Below are 17,794 nucleotides of genomic sequence, written 5' to 3'. Positions count from 1 at the left end.
TATGTCAAAGTTTTTTGCCTGAGCGGCTCGCTCCTTATTTTCTCATTACCTCTACCCATTTGCCATTGGTGCGGGTGTTGTAGCGGTTGCTGTACATCGCTTCGGCATAAGTGCCAGGCAGATAGTACTTGCCCGCATACGAGGCGTTGAGTTTGAGCTTGATATACTTGGTTTGCTTAGCTTTGAGTGACAGATAGAAATTCGCGCGGTCGTCGCGGAAATCAGCGTAGTCTATATTGCTATTGTTGCTGCCTTCATCGTAATCGGTAAAGCGGGTATTTACAATTTCCCAACCCGAAGGGATGATTTGAGTGAGCGCTACATTCTCTACCGCCTCACCAGTGAGGTTGGTAATCTCGATTGTGGCTACAAACTGAGTGCTTTGGCGCAAATTGGTCACATCAAGCGTGTGTCCGTTGCTATCGCGGTAGGTAGTATTAAGTGCTAATCCGTTTTGCATAGCCAACTCTTTGCCTACAGGTAGTATACCGCTGGTGATGAGTCGTACATAGAGGGTTTGGTTGCCGTTGTTCTTCACTTGTAAGCTCTCGTTGCCTTTAGCAGCAAGGGTTTTCTGTAGCATAGGCTCGGTAGCTTTTAGATTTTCGGTTTTACCACTGAGGGTATAGCTAGCATTGATGCTTCTACCGCTCTTATTTTTCTGTATGTATTTGGCCATTGCGTAGAGGGCATAAGCAGTGGTTTGGGTGCTAAGCCAATCGTTAGTAGAGAGTTTTTCGGCTATCTCTAATGCCCATCGTCCTGCATCTTCTTTTCTGCCGATGAGCAAAGCGGTTTCCATTGCCATTGCCTTGTTGCGGAGTACAGAACCGTAATAACTATTGGCATCATCGTCGATAGCAGTGGTTTGGAACAATTTTTCGGCAGTTTGTTTTTGTCCGGCAAGGGCGTAGGCAGCTGCCAAAGTGCGTTTAGCATTAGGGGTGAGCTCGTTGAGTTCACGCAAGCGGTTCATAGCGCCTATGTTAGGATTTCCGGCGAGTGCCAAAGTATAGAGGCGATAAGCTTGGGCAAAATCGTTTTGGTATTTACCCTCATAACGCCATTGGCGCGCTTCACTATTCTGATAGTTGAGCCAGCTCTGTTTGCTACCCGATGGCAACACATAGCCTTTTTTCTCGGCTTCTACAAAAAACTGACCTATATACGAAGTTACCCAATCATCGGCGTAACGACCTCCTTTCCAATAGGTAAAGCCACCGTTAGAAAGTTGGTTCTCGTGCAATTTGCTGATGGCTGCACTCACATTGCGGTTCACCTCGTCGGCTTTTTCTTTAGAAAGGGTTACAAAGTCACTGAGGAATAATTGAGGGAATGCCCCTGAAGTAACTTGTTCGCCACAGCCGTGTGGATAGGCAATAAGATAACCCAAACGCTGAGTGAGATTTACCCCTGGGAAGCTGGAAATTTCCAACACTGTTTTCGCTTTTTCGCCAAAGAGATTAATGTTGAGAGAATGTGACTGTCCGCCTTGCAATACGGCGTTTTGTACTACATAAGTAACAGGGTTAGGGTTGTACACATCCATTTCTACCTCATAAGTAGATTTTTCTTTACCTGAAGTAGCGGTGATTTTCACTTTGGCAATACCTGTTTGAGCAGTGGTTTCGAGTTCAAAATAAGCCATTTTCTCTCCAGTGCTATCAAAGTGTAGCTGCTGGTGGCGGTTGCTGGTAACTTTAAACAAACCATTGGTTTCTACCTGCAAGGCAACATCTTTCACTTGTTTTTCCATAGCAAAAACGGTTACCGGCAATACGATTTTCTCGTTAGGCACAGCTTTGCGAGGCAAGGAACCTAAAATTGATAGCGGACTTACCACAGGTATATCTTTTTTCTCGGCACTACCAAAAGCATTGGCGGCTACATTGCTGGCGACTACCATCACACGAGCAGAGCCCATATAATTAGGAATTTTCACAGTATGAGCGTTGGTAGCTCCTTTCTTGAGTTCAAACGGGCCGCGGAAGATAACAAAAGGTTTGAATCGGTTTGCTTTTTGAGCATCGGCGCCGCCTAAATCCTCGTCACCTCCTATGCTAAACGCCTGATTGATAGTTCCTCCATAGGCACCAATCACATCGTCGTACACGTCCCAAGTTTTTACTCCTAAAGCCGTTTTGCTAAAGAAAGTATTCCAAGGGTTTGGTGTTTTGAAGCGGGTGAGATTCAATAGCCCGTCCTCCACAATTGCCACGGTATAGGTCATCGGTTTACCCGATTTCTCACTTACCTTGATGCTTACTTTTTGGTTAGGAGTCAATCGGTCGGGCATTTGGATTACAGGGTTGAGCACTGTGTTTTTATCTACTACTTTCACGGGAACAACTCCGTACAAGCGAATAGGCGCATCGTTGAGCGTTTTGTTGTGCGGCTGCAAGAGGGTAACGTAGAAATACACGTTAGGCGACATCTTATTGGTGATAGGCACCTCAAAAGTAGTCTCTTTGTTAGCAGTTTCTACCCAATAAGTTTCGAGTACATCGTTGCCATTTTCTACCGAAATAAGCGCACGTCCGCCTTTATCGGAAGGGAAAGTGATTTTGGCTTTTTCGCCTACATTGTATTCTTTTTTGTTAGTACCTAAGGCGAGCATCACCGCTTCACTACCTTCACTGCCACGTGATTTGCCAGTCCAGTCACCCCAATCAAAATAAACAGTAGTACCGCACTTATGACCGCTTTGGTTATCGCTGAGCATAATAAAATAGCGACCCCAGTCGGCATCAGGGATATTGAGGGTAAATCGCCCTTTACCGTTGTTATCGGTGGTGAGATAGTCGGTTTTGTAAATAGCATTACTGCTGCTGCTGTTGTAGGTAGAGATGTTTTGGTTAGAAGCGTCCCACCACCAGTTCCAACCTACTTTATAAACAGTAACTGCTACGGTTCTGTTGCCCAGCGGCTGTCCGTTTTCACTGAGCACTACAGCATCGAAAGTATGGTTTTGCTGGGTGTTGTAGTAGTCGTATTTGTTAGTTTCGGGCAAACGCAAACCCACATACTCACTATAAGGAGAGAAAGAGGCGGTACTCACATCGGTGCTGAAGTCACCACCGCTTTCGTTAGCTTGGGTGAGGAAGTTCACCTTTAGCATACCAGGAGCTTCTAAGTCGTTCGTTCTGAAGTAGAAATTAGCATTACCATTGCTATCGGTTTGTCCTTCATACACGTTCATTTCTTCGCTCTCAAACTGGTAAGCACGGTTGTTGAACACGTATTTTTCATAGCCTTTAAAAGCGGTTTCTAAGGGGTAGAATTTTGCTTTTACATTTACCCCCGTATTGCCCGCAGGACTACCGTGTAACCACAATACTTGCAAGTGCACATTCTCTCCATTACCGCTGATGAGTTTCCCGCTGAGGCTATTCTCTATCTTGAGGCGGTTAGGTTTGATAGTTTCTATTTTGATGCGTTTGCTAAACTTGGCAGCTCCTGCCGAAATAGCAACACTCCAATTGCCTGTAGGAGCATCGGCATTGGTTTTCAATCCAAAAACATATTGATTGGTAGGGTTACTGGTTTGCATACGTTCGGCAATCACCTTGCCATAAGGGTCGGTAAAGCGGAGTTTGATAGGTAATTTTTCAGGATTTTTTTGAGCAAAATCGTTTAAAATGAAACCGACATAAATGCTGTCACCAGGGCGCCACACGCCGCGCTCAGTATAAATAAAGCCATTGAGTCCTTTCTGCAAGCGCATACCATCTACATCGTATTTGCTCACCGATTGGGGAGCGCCGTCGTCTAACTTCACATAAGTAGTAAACTTATCTTTTTTTACTTTTGCAAAATAAGCGCGGCTGCTGAGGTTTAAGCGCAACATTCCCTTGCTATCGGTTTTGCCTTCTTGTATTTTCTGTTGTTGGTAGCTAAACACCTCTACTACAGCTCCATCTACGGGTTTGGTAGTGAGCAAATCGTTTACTATGATGGTAAAACTATTGGTTTGACCTTTCTTCACTATTACCCCGAGATCGCTGGCGAGCACATTGGTGCCCACTGTTCTGCCGTAGTAATAATCGTCTTTGCAAGGGCTATCCTCATCTTCTTCCCAGTAGAATTCTTCGTCGTAATCGTAGTAATATTGTGCGTAGTTCACATCGTCGTCATTCAGAGGTTTTTCTTCAAATGAAAGGTCGAGAGGTTCTTCGTTTTTAGAACCACAAGCGTAGAGTGAATAGTTTTTGGTCATCCCTAATTCCACGCGGTAAATAGCTCCTGGTTCGGGGGTGATTACCGATGCTAAATCTAAGGAATAGGTGTTCCACTCATTGAGCGGATAGAGCGCTCCATCATTCAATTTTAATACTTTACGTGCAATAGGCTTACCCACGCGCTGTATATAGGAGCCTCCACCTAAATCGTTATCTTGCAAAAATTGAAAGATATTGTTCTCAAAAATGCGGTATACAGTAACATTCACCGCTCGCAAGTTGATAGTTTGAAAGTTAATTTTCAAATTTTGCGAGCTCGGCAGTATGGTGCCGCTTTTGAGGAAGCGAATATCGGGTTTTTGTTGTAAGAATTTGATATTAAAAGTCGCTTCTTTTTCCAAGCGATCGCCATAGATATTCTTGATGCCTTTGGAAACATGCACCTTGTAATCACCTTCTTTTTGTTCCTCGCGGAATACTTTCACCACGTTACCATTTACACTGTATTTCAGTGCGGTATCGGTATTGCTAAGGCTGATGAGCCCTGTAAAATCTTGTTCTTTTTCTAATGGGTCGGAAAAGTTTACACTAAACGATTGGTTGGCGCCATCGGTGCGGGCATTTAGCGCTTTGAAGATTCCTTTTTGTGGAATAGTAAAGGAGAAAGGAATGAGGTTTTCCTGAGGAACATCCTTAGTATCCCATTTAATTTCAAGTGTTTGCTCTTTATCAATACGCGGGATACTATCAAAAATAATCACAAACTTGTTGTTAGTGCCTTGTGATTGGAATTTTACGGCTACTTTTTTGCCGTTGAGGTTGGCTTTGAGCACATCTTTTACGGTTTCGTAGGAAATTTGGTCGTTAGCCAAAAGCTCGGCATTGAGGAAGTATAAATTTTTGTTGTAGGACTGCAAGTCGCCCGATTTTACTCTAAAAGCCTGTTCTAAAGTCTTTACAGTAAAGTTGAAGAGTTCGAGTTCTTTTTTAGGAACATCAAAAAGTTTCTTTACATTGAAAGAAATCTGATATTCAGTGTTTTGAGATAAAGGTTTATTGGGCACAAAGGCGATTTGCGACGGACTTTGGCACACCACTTTCCCTTCTACTTTAGGTGAAATTTCAAACAGATGGAGGTCGTTTATCTTGTCCATCTTTTCTTGAGATAGCGGTTCATTCAGTAGTATTTTAATCCCTGAATGGGCAGAAATCACCCCAGAGGTATACCCCGAAATATAATCTTTAAAAGCCAGCGGATCGCTGTTGAAATTGGCGTTTTTCTTACAAGCAACTGCTAATAATAATGCTAAGAGTACAAAGACTATTTTTTTCATAGTTCAATAACAATTGATTTTCAAGCGACAAAAATAGTAATAATTTTGTTAATTAACAAATTTGCCAATCTGCTAATTTGCTAATTTGTTAATTATTTGTACTTTTGCACTTCAAACTTTACCAAAGTTGAAAATGCAAATCTGATGATGATTAACAATACTAAGAAAATGACAAAAAAACTCCTCCTTTTCGCCTCTTTGCTGCTAATGGTAGCCTGTGGCGACAAAAAAGAAAAGGAAATTGCCGCTATACCAATGTCCTTTGAGATGGTGCGCTTGGATTCACTATTTGTAAAAACTCCTGATGCACAGTTCCCTGCCTTGCGCCATCAATATCCTTATTTTTTCACTCCCAGCATTAGCGATAGTGAATGGGTGGAAATCAAAAACAAACCCATTTTCCCCGATTTGCCAGAATTTGCAAATATCTATTACCACACCTTATATAGCGAAGTAGAAAAACAATTAGGTGATTTATCAACCGAAAAGAAAGAACTAAAAAGTTTGTTTCAACATATCAAGTACTATTTTCCTAAATTTCAAGCGCCTAAGGTCATCACCCTCCTCAGTAGAGTAGACTACGAGTCGCGTGTGATTTATGCCGATAGCCTCCTGCTCATAGGCAGTGATAACTACTTGGGTGCCAAACACCCATTCTACCAAGATATGCAACATTACATCTCTACCGAGCTCGACAAAAAATATTTAGCAGTGGATGTAGCCGATGCTTTTGCTGAAAAATTAGTACCTCGAGGCGTACATCTTTCTTTTTTGGACAATATGATTTACGAAGGAAAAAAACTGTACTTGGAACAACAATTACTTCCTAAAAAATCTACTGCCGACTTGTTGCGATATACCGACCAGCAGTACGCGTGGGCTGAAGCTAATGAACCCGAGATATGGCGTTATTTTATAGAAAAAGAGCTCCTTTATCAAACTGATAAGAAGCTCCTTGCGCGTTTTCTCTACCCAGCGCCTTTCTCTAAATTCTATTTGGAATTAGATAATGAGTCACCAGGGCAAATAGCAAAATTTATGGGGTTACGTATTGTTCAGGCGTATGCCGAAAATCATAAAGAAGAACCATTAGTAAAGATTTTGGCAATGAACTCCGATGCCCTCTTTAAACAATCACAGTACAAGCCTAATAAGTAATGATGAGATTTTTATAGGGGCGTTTGCAAAACCTTTTTTGTGAGGGCGTTTGCAGCACATACCCAGCTATCGCTGGCTTTCCTACAAATTACCTCTTATCTCCTAAGACCTCTAAGACATTATCTAAAGCCTTAACCACCTCTTCCGAAGCGTCTAAGGTTACTAACTTATGGCGGTGTTCCTTAAAATTAGGGATTCCTTTAAAATAATTAGCATAGTGGCGGCGCATTTCTACTACCCCTTGGCGTTCGCCTTTCCATTCTACCGACCATAACAAGTGGTTTTTAGCAGCTTCCACACGGTCGGCAATAGTAGGAGAGGGGAGAAGTTCGCCTGTGGCAAAATAGTGTTTGATTTCATTGAAAATCCACGGATAGCCAATAGCCGCGCGCCCTATCATAATGCCATCGATACCATACTTATTGCGGTATTCTAAAGCCTTTTCGGGGCTATCGATATCGCCATTGCCAAAAATAGGAATGTGCATACGCGGGTTGTTCTTCACTTTGGCAATATAACTCCAGTCCGAATGCCCTTTGTACATCTGGCTGCGGGTGCGCGCGTGAATAGTGAGCGCACTAATCCCCACATCTTGCAGTCGTTCAGCTACTTCCTCTATGTTGATACTCTGTTCGTCCCAGCCTAAGCGTGTTTTCACTGTTACCGGTAGGGAGGTACTGTTTACCACAGCTTTGGTAAGGCGTACCATCAGGTCGATATCCTTGAGTACTCCAGCGCCCGCTCCTTTACTCACCACTTTTTTCACTGGGCAACCAAAGTTGATATCCACCAAATCGGGGTTTACAGTAGCTACAATTTTAGCCGAGAGCGCCATAGCCTCCTCATCACCCCCAAAAATCTGTATTCCTACGGGGCGTTCATAGTCAAAAATATCTAATTTTTGTCGGCTTTTAATAGCATCGCGTATCAAACCTTCCGATGAGATAAACTCGCTGTAGAGCATATCAGCGCCGTGCATTTTGCACAGTCGGCGAAAAGGAGGGTCGCTCACATCTTCCATAGGAGCGAGCAGCAGTGGGAATTCTCCCAAGTCTATATTTCCTATTTTAGGCACGTTGTAATAAATTTATTTTCAAAGGCGCAAAGGTAGTGTGTAATTAGCAAATTAGCAAATTTAGGGATTAGCAAACAAAAAAAATCTTTTAAAATTTTGCTACTTTAAAAAATAATTGTATTTTTACGCCCCAAATTTAGGAATTGGAAGGTAATATACTAACTTCTAAACCTCTAAACCCTATTACGTTATGGAAGAAAATATCAGAGTACGTTATTCCGATAAGGAATTGGAAGAATTTAAGGCACTTATAGAAGAAAAAATCAAAAAAGCTCAAGCTGATTTGGAACTTATCAAAAGCTCCTATATGAATAGTGCTACTAATGGTACCGACGACACTGCCCCTACTTTCAAAGCTTTTGAAGAGGGTTCTAAGGTAACCAGCAAAGAAGAAAATACTGCCTTGGCTATCCGTCAAGAGAAGTTTATTCGCGATCTTAAAAATGCGCTGATTCGCATTGAGAACAAAACTTATGGCATCTGCCGCGTAACAGGTAAACTCATCGATAAACGCAGGTTGATGGCAGTGCCTCACGCTACCCTTAGCATCGAGGCTAAAAATATGCAATAGCCTGATGACACTCACCGAGTATCTACACCAAGAAACTCAAATTCCCATCACAACCCTTACCTCCCTAACGGCTCACCTATTCGAGCGCAGGGAGGTAAAGAAGTATAACATTTTGCTCAAAGCGGGCACTACTTCAAAAGAGTTGTTCTATGTGGAAGAAGGCTTGTTGCGCTGTTTTTACTACAAGAAAAAGAAAGATATTACCCATAATTTTTTTCTCGAAAAGATGTTTTATTTTCCAGTGGAAAGCATCTATTTCAATCAATCTTCTCCTTTGTGTTTAGAAGCCTTAGAGGACAGTGTAGTGTGGGTAGCCAACTTTTCGGAAGTAGAACTCGTTGTAAATGAACATCAGGAATTGGAACGCCTGATGCGCCTGCTCTTGGTCTCAGCTATCAAATCACTCACCGAGCGGCTGTACCTCGTAAAGTTCCAAACCGCCCAAGAGCGTTACCAATGGCTGTTAAACAACTACCCCAAAATACTCCTCCGCGCTCCCTTAGGGCATATTGCCTCATTGTTAGGCATTACCCAGCAAACCCTCAGCGTTATCAGAGCAAACCTCCTAACCCCTGTTCCCTAACCCCTAAATCCTATGACTTACCGTCTTGCCTCTCCCGCCGACGCTCGCAAAGTAGCCACTGTGCTCACCGATGCTTTTGCTAACTACAATATGTATCGCGAAGTGCTCAACTCTTTTTTTACTACCGATAACAAGTATATAGACTATCTGAACAAATTGCATTATGTACAAGTGATGAGTAATATCCGTAAGGGGTATTGCTTGATAGCCGAAGAAAACGACGAAATTATAGCCGTCGCCGTGATGCAATCGTTGCGCTACACTCGTATTACCCTTTGGGATTACCTACGCTCAGGTGCTTTCGCGCTTTGGCGTTATGCCAAACCCACTCAATACTTTTTACCTTTCTTAGACAAGAGCAGCGAGCACGCCAAAAAACAAACTTCTGAAAACAGATGGTATTTAGAGAGTTTTGTAGTGAGTCCCGCTTGGCAAGGTAAACACATAGGAGGTAAGTTTTTAGACGAAGCCGTTTTGCCTTTGGTAGCGCGTGAAGGAGGTAGCCAACTCAGCTTGGTTACTAATACCGAAACAAATGTATCTTTCTACCAAAAACACGGTTTTGAGCAAATTCACCAAACCAAAATAGGAGGCGTAGATGTTTGGACGATGCTGGCGGAAGTAAAGAGTGAAAAGTGAAAAAATGAAAACAATTTTAACTACCATATTTTTGTTGTGTGTTACCGCTTTGAGTTTTGGACAAATAGCGGTAGGTGTAACTGCTAATTTACCTATGCTTTCTCTGAGTTTACCATCAGACTTTAATATCAATAAACAAGGTTGGAATTATGGGGCGAAAAGAGGCATATTGAGGGTAGGAGCCTACTACACGATGCCTCTTAATAAATTTATAACGCTACAAGCAGAACTTACTTATAAAAAAGAACTCATAGCCCTTCGCCCTCCTCTTAATGAAGACGGTACTAAATATGTAGACGACCGTCCTTTTTATCGCTTTCATTACTTAGAAATGCCTTTATTATTGCAATGTGAGATCAAAAATGGTTATTATATTGAGGCAGGATTAGGACCAAAACTGCTTTTGCAAGCAGAATATTTTGACGTAAGGAAAACAAATAGAAATAATGTAACGAGCGATTTTTATAGAACTATGCTTGATTACCACATTGGTATCGGTTATGTAAGTGAAACTCCTCATATGTTATTATGTTTCAGTGTACGCTATTCCACAAGCTTCACTCCATTAGCCCCTCATAACAATATGCCTTTTTTAGATTTTACCTCAGGGAAGAGTCATTATTTAGGATTGGCTCTAAATATAGCGTATAAACTAAATAGTTATTACCGTTATAAAGCACCCAATTATCTTGATTAGAACAGCAACTTGGTACTTTGAAACTTTTTTTCTACTTTTGCGCCAATATTAACCATTCACCATTCATCATTAATTATTGTTTTATATGAAATTCAACGAGTACAAACACTTAGACCTTACTAAGATAGCAGAAGAAATATTGGCTTTTTGGAAAGCCACTAACATCTTTGAGCAGAGTATCGCCTCACGTGAGGGCGCTATTCCGTTCGTGTTTTTTGAAGGACCACCATCTGCTAATGGAGTGCCTGGTATTCACCACGTGATGGCGCGCTCTATTAAGGATATTTTCTGCCGTTATAAAACTCAGAAAGGATTTCAAGTAAAACGCAAAGCAGGTTGGGATACCCACGGCTTGCCCGTAGAATTGGGGGTAGAGAAAGAACTCGGCATTACCAAAGAAGATATAGGCAAAAAAATAAGCGTAGAGGACTATAACAAGGCTTGTAAGGAAGCTGTGATGCGCTATACCGACATCTGGAACGACCTTACCGAGAAAATAGGCTACTGGGTGGATATGGAAGACCCTTACATCACCTATAAACCTAAGTATATGGAAAGCGTGTGGTGGCTCTTGAAACAACTCTATAACAAGCAGTTGCTATACAAAGGCTACACCATCCAGCCTTATTCACCTAAGGCAGGAACAGGCTTGTCATCACACGAATTGAACCAACCAGGGTGCTACCGCGATGTAAGCGATACTACGGTTGTGGCACAGTTTAAAGTGAAAGCACTATCAGTAGTGGCAAGTAAAGCATTGGGTAACCCTACAGCACCTATTCATATACTCGCTTGGACAACCACCCCTTGGACATTGCCTTCTAACACTGCACTTGCCGTGGGCAAAGAGATTGACTATGTACTCGTAAAAACATTCAATCAATATACTTTTGAGCCGATTACTATCATCATCGGCAAACCGCTTTTGGCAAAACAATTCGGCAAAAAGTTTGTAGAGGGCGATGCAGCTGCTTTGGTGGCTTACACACCCGAAAGCAAAACTATCCCTTATCAAATTATAGGAGAATGCAAAGGTGCAGACCTCGTGGGTACTACTTACGAGCAGCTTATTACTTGGTGTGCTCCTGCCGAGAATGCCGACCAAGCATTCCGCGTGATTGCAGGCGACTTTGTTACTACCGATGACGGTACCGGTATCGTGCATATCGCCCCTACTTTTGGTGCTGATGACGCCCGTGTAGCTAAAGAATATGGAGTGCCTCCAATGCTCGTAAAAGACGCGTATGGCAACTTTATTCCGTTAGTAGATTTGCAAGGGAAATTTATTGAAGGACACAATATTCCTGAGGCTTTTGCAGGTAAATACATTAAAAATGAGTATTACGATGCAGGAGAAGCACCTGAAAAATCGTGGGATGTGAGCTTGGCAATTCTCCTCAAAGAAGAAAACAAAGCTTTCAAAGTAGAAAAATACGTACACAGCTATCCACACTGCTGGCGTACTGATAAACCTGTATTGTACTACCCGCTCGACTCGTGGTTTATAAAGGTTACTGACTTCAAAGACCGTATGTTCGAGCTCAATGAAACCATCAACTGGAAACCTAAGGCTACCGGTGAAGGGCGCTTTGGCAACTGGCTCAAAAATGCTAACGACTGGAACCTTTCGCGTTCGCGCTATTGGGGTATCCCGCTACCTATTTGGCGTACTGACGATAAACAAGAGGAAATCTGCATCGGTTCGGTAGAAGAACTAAAAGCCGAAATACAAAAAGCCATCGCGGCAGGAGTGATGACAGCCGACCCTTATAAAGATTTTGTAGTGGGCGATAACTCCGAAAGCAATTACGACAAGGTAGATTTACACAAAAATATCGTAGATAACATAGTGCTCGTATCGCCATCAGGCAAGCCAATGCACCGCGAAACCGACCTTATCGACGTGTGGTTCGACTCTGGGTCTATGCCGTATGCACAATGGCACTATCCTTTTGAAAACAAGGACTATATAGAAAACCACACTGCCTATCCAGCCGACTTTATTGCTGAAGGGGTAGACCAAACACGCGGTTGGTTCTATACACTTCACGCCATTGCTACTTCGGTTTTTGACAGTGTGGCATACAAAAACGTAGTGTCTAACGGTTTGGTGCTCGATAAGAACGGACAAAAGATGTCCAAACGCTTGGGCAATGCGGTAGATCCATTCACTACCATAGCCGAGTATGGCGCCGATGCCACTCGCTGGTATATGATTTCTAACGCAAACCCTTGGGATAACCTCAAATTCGACTTGGAAGGGGTAGCTGAGGTGCGCCGTAAGTTCTTCGGTACGCTCTACAACACTTATTCATTCTTTGCGCTCTATGCCAATACCGACAGCTTTACATACTTCGAAGCTGATATACCACTGGCTGAACGCCCTGAAATAGACCGCTGGATACTTTCGGAACTCAATACCCTCATCAAAGAAGTAGATGCCCTCTATGCCGATTATGAGCCTACCCGTGCTACGCGTGCTATCTCTGACTTTGTACAAGAAAACCTCAGTAACTGGTATGTGCGCTTATCACGTCGCCGTTTCTGGAAAGGAGAATACGAAACCGATAAAATAGCTGCTTACCAAACCCTTTACACCTGCCTCATAACCATCGCTAAACTGATGGCGCCTGTAGCACCTTTCTATGCCGATAGATTGTACAAAGATTTGGTGAGTGTTACCGGTAAAGAAAACAAAGAGAGTGTACACCTCACCGATTTCCCCGTAGCTAATGAAAGCTATATCGATAAATCGTTGGAAAGCAAGATGCAGAAAGCGCAGACTATCTCTTCCTTAGTGCTATCGTTGCGCAAGAAAGAAAGCATCAAGGTGCGTCAGCCATTGCAAAAGATAATGATACCAATAGCTAACGACACAGAACGCGCTGAAATAGAAGCGGTAGCAAACCTTATCAAGCACGAGGTGAATGTGAAGGAAATAGAACTCTTGGAAGATGCCTCAGGTATATTGGTAAAACAAATCAAACCGAACTTCAAGACCTTAGGACCTAAGTTTGGCAAGGATATGAAAGCCATTGCCACAGCCGTGCAAGAATTTGGACAAGCGGAAATAGCACAGTTTGAAAAAGCACAAACGTACAGCTTGCAACTGCCCGACAAAACAGTTACTTTGAGTTTGGACGATGTAGAAATCAGCACCCAAGATATAGAAGGCTGGTTGGTAGCCACCGCTGGCAGTCTGTTGGTAGCTTTAGATATTCACATCACCCCCGAACTGCGCCAAGAAGGTATCGCTCGTGAGTTGGTGAACCGCATTCAGAATATCCGTAAGGACAATGATTACGACATCACCGACCGCATACAAATACACCTTCAAGCGCAGCCTGCCCTACAAGAAGCAGTTACTGCGAATGAGGCTTACATCAAGAACGAAACCCTTACCGACAGTATCACTTTTGTAGAGAGTCTGCCAGAGGGAGAAGAAATAGCCTTCGACGAAGTAACAACAAGAATAGTAGTTGCAAAATTATAAGTTAATGATACACTTTGCCAAAGGTGCGAGCCGCACCTTTGGCAAAGTTGATTATCTAAAAACAAGAAGCAAAATGAACACATCACAACATCAGTTTTTAACAGATTATCAAGGGGTACCATTATCAGTGGTATTGCCTATTAGTGAATATAATGATTTAATGCATCTCGCTACATTGTATTCAGAGACTGAAGAAGAAGTACATTTTTCAGAAGAAGAATTGAAAAGTATAGAAATCTCTCATCAACAAGCTAAAGAGGGTAAAACTATTAGTAGTGCTGAACTACACAAAAGATTAACTGCCAAATATGGAAATAAGATGGACTGAGGAAGCTATTAAGCACTTAGAAAATACTCTTGATTTTTGGAGTAAACATAACTATAGTGATGATTATTCTAATAAAATCATAAGAGAGTTAAAACAAGTAGAGTTGGCTATAGCCGAAAATCCTTATTTTTTAGCGAGATTTATAGAAAGTATTAGGCTTTATCAAAGACATTTTCTCAAAGGAAAGTTTTCATTATACTATGATATTGTAGAGGAAGAAAATGTAGTGATTATTAAATTTTTCCGCAGTAGCTATCAAAAACCTTTGTAATTAAAAAAACAAGAAACAGAGCGTTAGATGAGGGTATAACACAAGCAGATAATGGGCTTTTGATACCCCATAATGAAGTAATGAAAGAAATAGACTTACTTTTAACTACAATGTAGAGGCGTTTGGCAAACGCCCACACAAAACAAAACTTTTTCATTACCTTCTTTATATTTTTCTTCAGTAGTACCTAAACCCCTTTTGTAAAATAACCAAATAAGAAATATTTCTATGAGTTTTGCTAATGATATTAAGAACCTAAGCAGTTTTTTAAAAGAGCAAGGTTTTTTGGCTGTACCGATGAATTACAATAACCTTCGTTCGTGGGTAAAGGAATTGGATAGCGAACACTTGGTTTATATGTATGTTTACGTTGGTCAGTACAAACAACATAGCCAAGATGGTTTTCTTATTGTATCTCCTCCACGTGATAACGATGATGTTTGGGAACGTACCTCCTTAGCTTTTGGGATTCCTTTAGATGAAAACTTTAAGTTAGGTTCAGGGTTTTATGACAAATACATCAATAGACTTACCAATCTATTGCCCAGTGCCGTTTGTTTAAAAGAAGCCGTAATCAATGAGATGCACAACCCCAGTGAGATTGCAACAAAAGGTATTAATACCGCTAAAATATTAGCTACTCGTTATATGAGAGTTGTACAAGGGTTTCGCGATTTGCAGAAAGCGCCTAATTTTGCTGAGCTCTGCCAAATTAGCAAAGAAACGTGGTTAAAAAAGAAGAAAATCTATTGGTTAGAAGAAGATTTGGGCAAGAAATATCTTGACCCCTATGCTGATGATATTATAAAACAATATCCTGATACTTATACCGAAAGACTTAGTATTATTTTGGCTACTTATAGTGTTTTTAGGTAGTACCTTCTAAATTTTAAAACCTAATGCGATGAAAATAAAATCTTTTTTCTGTGTTTTACTGTTAATTGTGAGTGTGTATACTTATGCTCAAGGCGAAGTTATTAGTACTAATTGGGCAGCAATGGGACTGAAAGGCAAGGTGAAATCAGTGAAAACTTCTATTTATTTTGCTGAGGAAAAAGGCAATGATTTTGCCAAAGGGTCTACTCTCTCTCAAGGCATTTACCCTGTTAAAAAAATTAAACAGTACAGCGAAATGGAACGAATGGGGGTAAAAGCTTTCTTCATACAGTTTTTAGTAAACATTATCCCTTCGGCTATTACCTTTGATAAAAATGGTTTTATAACTGAAAAATGGCGCTATGATGATATATTTCCTAAAAAAATAGTATATACTTACGACAAAAAGCATCGCCTTATTGATAAATCGACGTTTGTAGATGAGGTTTTAGAAACAAAGGATACGCTTGTCTATAACACCAAAGGGCAATTAGAGAAGGAAGTACTTGACCTAAAAACAAAAGATGAAACTATCTACACTTATACTTATAATGTTGATGGAGAGCTTATTCAAAGGAATTTTAAAAGAACTGAAGATCTCCCTTTGTTTAAAGAAATATACATTTATAACAATAAAAGACTTGTAAATAAGGAAGTTTACCAATTCGACCGACTTATATGGCGAGGACTTTATGAATATGGAGCAGAAGGAGAGCTTATTAAAGCCATTTCGCAGAAAATAGACGACTTTATATGGCACTCTAAATATACTTATGACCAGAACAACCAGCTGAAAGAGGAATATCTTTTGATAAATGAGAGTGAAAATAATGGATTTTTAAACAAATTCGGTTCAGATAGGCGTCTCACCTATCATTTAACTTTTTCTACCGATTATCTTTGTGAGTACAAATATACGGATGACAAGCAAGGTAATTGGGTGAGAATGATTACATACGAACAAGGCGTACCTATGCTTTACGTAGAGCGAAAAATAGAGTACTTTAAGTAAAACTTATTAACTGATGAGAAATTCTTCTATGGCATTGAGTTCTGAGGGCAAAAAGGTTTGTATGCTTCTATCGTGAATTAAGTATATCTTTTCACATTACAGGAGCAAGAGGATAGTAAGGTAAATAGGGTGTTTCATTGTTTAGTATTTTATAAAATTTCTTTTTCTAATGTAGCTTTTATTTTTTGTAAATTAGAACTCCGTTGAAATGAAAAGCAAGTACTTACTTTATTGATATGTTCTATAAGTTGTATATTTTTACTCAAAACCTTTTTATTATTTTCTATTTGAAGAAGTAATTCTGATATGATTTCTAAAGTATCATCTTCTTCTTTATAGGTAGAGATAATATTTTCAATAGGAGTGTCTATAAAGTAAGTAAGTGTATGATTTGTATATTTTTCTGATAAGTAATTAAGCTCTTTTAATTTTATTTCCTTTGCAGGTTTTTTACTCAAAAGAGCTGTTAGTTCCTGAAAGAATAAATCTATTTGTCGTTTTATGTAATCTTTCTCTATCATTTCTTAATATAAAAACTCCTATCAAGCTACTTAATTAAAAGGAACTGATAGGAGTGGTATTACAAGTTAAGGCATTCCGTTAAGTTTCTTGCCATCAGCAAGAGCACATAGTGTTCCTCCTATATAAAGAACTGCTAACCCTACAGCTACTATTGGTAAAATACTTCCTTCAATTTCTTGAAGTTATTGAACATTCAATTCTTGAAACCTTTAAAACTGTCAAGTTTCTTCTACTTGTTGGGTTCTTTTTGTTTACTCTACAACTTTGTATTCATATCCCTTTATGGCAAAAGAAAGTCCTGCACCCAAAGGAATTTTTTCAAAAGTAGTGTCGTAGCGTGCATAGCCTAAAGAACGTGAAGCAGGGAAAACAATGCGAGCTTTTTCCTCTCCTTGTATGTCTATAGGTTGTAATTCTATCCATATTTTTCCTTTGGGGATAGGAACTCTGAATTTCTCTACTACATCTATTTTACTTTCTGTTTTAGGAATAGTGATATAGATAGGTTTTTCAGTAAGAGGACTCATTTCTTGATTGTTCATCTGAAAAAAGTTTAGGCGAAAGACCGCTTTTTCAGTGTTATTTTTGATACAAGTAATATGAAATTCAGTAGCTACCCAATTGGTTTTAAGATTCACAAAATCACCAATAGTTTCAGGAAATTCCTCTTGCGTTTTCATATCTTCAGGCGTATAATATAGGATAGCCCCTACAAAGCGAACTCCTTTCCCTTTTAAAGTTTTTAGTTGCTTTGTTTTTGCTGAAACATCTATAGGTGCAAGTATTATTTCTTTTTCTGTAAGAATAATAGGTTTGTCATTCTGAAAGTCTTTTACACAGATAGCCCTTCTTTCATAACTAATATGTGAAAAGTAAATGCTATCAGTAGGGTTTGGTTGTAATTTTTCTAAAGAAAAAATACCATGCTCATCACTAATTATACCTTTATGAGTACCTACAATGCCGATGTTTACATATTCGATGGGTGTGCCTTTTTCATCTTTTATAGTACTTTTCAATATTTTTTGGCTATAAGAAATGAAAAAAGACATACAAA

Annotated in this window: 14 protein-coding genes; 10 read left to right on the top strand and 4 right to left on the bottom strand. The window is 40.4% G+C overall.

All coding sequences use genetic code 11. The features are described from left to right. Positions 1–34: 34 nt before the first annotated feature. Positions 35–5,512, bottom strand: coding sequence for an alpha-2-macroglobulin family protein (locus JMN12_RS02350; RefSeq protein ID WP_203136719.1), 5,478 nt, complete (start codon positions 5,510–5,512; stop codon positions 35–37). A gap of 168 nt (positions 5,513–5,680) precedes the next feature. On the opposite strand from JMN12_RS02350, the gene JMN12_RS02345 reads away from it, so the two are divergent. Then, positions 5,681–6,670, top strand: coding sequence for a gliding motility lipoprotein GldB (locus tag JMN12_RS02345; protein ID WP_203083527.1), 990 nt, complete (start codon positions 5,681–5,683; stop codon positions 6,668–6,670). 88 nt (positions 6,671–6,758) lie between these two features. Here the strand turns inward: JMN12_RS02345 and dusB are convergent, their stop codons facing one another. Further along, the gene (gene dusB, locus JMN12_RS02340; protein ID WP_203136717.1) at positions 6,759–7,745 is read right to left on the bottom strand and encodes a tRNA dihydrouridine synthase DusB; all 987 of its coding nucleotides are present in this window, start codon (positions 7,743–7,745) and stop codon (positions 6,759–6,761) included. A 190-nt stretch (positions 7,746–7,935) separates the two neighbouring features. On the opposite strand from dusB, the gene JMN12_RS02335 reads away from it, so the two are divergent. From JMN12_RS02335 to JMN12_RS02295, 9 genes are all read left to right on the top strand, one after another. Next, the gene (locus JMN12_RS02335; RefSeq protein WP_002678619.1) at positions 7,936–8,316 is read left to right on the top strand and encodes a TraR/DksA family transcriptional regulator; all 381 of its coding nucleotides are present in this window, start codon (positions 7,936–7,938) and stop codon (positions 8,314–8,316) included. Positions 8,317–8,320: 4 nt separating this feature from the next. Then, positions 8,321–8,899 carry a Crp/Fnr family transcriptional regulator gene (locus JMN12_RS02330; protein ID WP_203136715.1) on the top strand — a complete coding sequence of 193 codons (579 nt, stop codon included), beginning with the start codon at positions 8,321–8,323 and terminating at the stop codon, positions 8,897–8,899. 12 nt (positions 8,900–8,911) lie between these two features. Next, positions 8,912–9,538 carry a GNAT family N-acetyltransferase gene (locus tag JMN12_RS02325; RefSeq protein WP_203136713.1) on the top strand — a complete coding sequence of 209 codons (627 nt, stop codon included), beginning with the start codon at positions 8,912–8,914 and terminating at the stop codon, positions 9,536–9,538. Between the two features lie 4 nt (positions 9,539–9,542). Next, positions 9,543–10,235, top strand: coding sequence for an outer membrane beta-barrel protein (locus JMN12_RS02320; protein ID WP_203136711.1), 693 nt, complete (start codon positions 9,543–9,545; stop codon positions 10,233–10,235). Positions 10,236–10,320: 85 nt separating this feature from the next. Next, positions 10,321–13,728: an isoleucine--tRNA ligase gene (ileS, locus tag JMN12_RS02315; RefSeq protein ID WP_203136709.1), complete on the top strand. Its 3,408-nt coding sequence runs from the start codon at positions 10,321–10,323 to the stop codon at positions 13,726–13,728. A 73-nt stretch (positions 13,729–13,801) separates the two neighbouring features. Next, positions 13,802–14,056 (top strand): hypothetical protein, encoded by a 255-nt coding sequence (locus JMN12_RS02310; protein ID WP_203136699.1) that lies wholly within the window; start codon positions 13,802–13,804, stop codon positions 14,054–14,056. Continuing rightward, positions 14,037–14,327 carry a type II toxin-antitoxin system RelE/ParE family toxin gene (locus JMN12_RS02305; protein WP_096088588.1) on the top strand — a complete coding sequence of 97 codons (291 nt, stop codon included), beginning with the start codon at positions 14,037–14,039 and terminating at the stop codon, positions 14,325–14,327. The genes JMN12_RS02310 and JMN12_RS02305 overlap by 20 nt, the downstream gene beginning before the upstream one ends. Before the next feature lie 228 nt (positions 14,328–14,555). Beyond that, complete coding sequence (locus JMN12_RS02300; protein ID WP_203136697.1) at positions 14,556–15,203, top strand: hypothetical protein; 648 nt, start codon at positions 14,556–14,558, stop codon at positions 15,201–15,203. A 28-nt stretch (positions 15,204–15,231) separates the two neighbouring features. Beyond that, positions 15,232–16,215 carry a hypothetical protein gene (locus JMN12_RS02295; RefSeq protein ID WP_203136696.1) on the top strand — a complete coding sequence of 328 codons (984 nt, stop codon included), beginning with the start codon at positions 15,232–15,234 and terminating at the stop codon, positions 16,213–16,215. A gap of 149 nt (positions 16,216–16,364) precedes the next feature. Here JMN12_RS02295 and JMN12_RS02290 read toward each other — a convergent pair whose 3' ends face one another. Together JMN12_RS02290 and JMN12_RS02285 are read right to left on the bottom strand one after the other, a co-directional pair. Then, a complete protein-coding gene (locus tag JMN12_RS02290) occupies positions 16,365–16,736 on the bottom strand; it encodes a hypothetical protein (RefSeq protein WP_203136694.1) in 372 nt (123 codons plus the stop codon). Between the two features lie 252 nt (positions 16,737–16,988). Then, complete coding sequence (locus tag JMN12_RS02285) at positions 16,989–17,756, bottom strand: carboxypeptidase-like regulatory domain-containing protein (protein ID WP_238423789.1); 768 nt, start codon at positions 17,754–17,756, stop codon at positions 16,989–16,991. Positions 17,757–17,794: the final 38 nt, after the last annotated feature.

Source organism: Capnocytophaga genosp. AHN8471 (assembly GCF_016806945.1).
Lineage (GTDB): Bacteria > Bacteroidota > Bacteroidia > Flavobacteriales > Flavobacteriaceae > Capnocytophaga > Capnocytophaga periodontitidis.
Note: the sequence above shows the minus strand (reverse complement) of the source record. Positions and strands in the feature narration are given on the sequence as shown.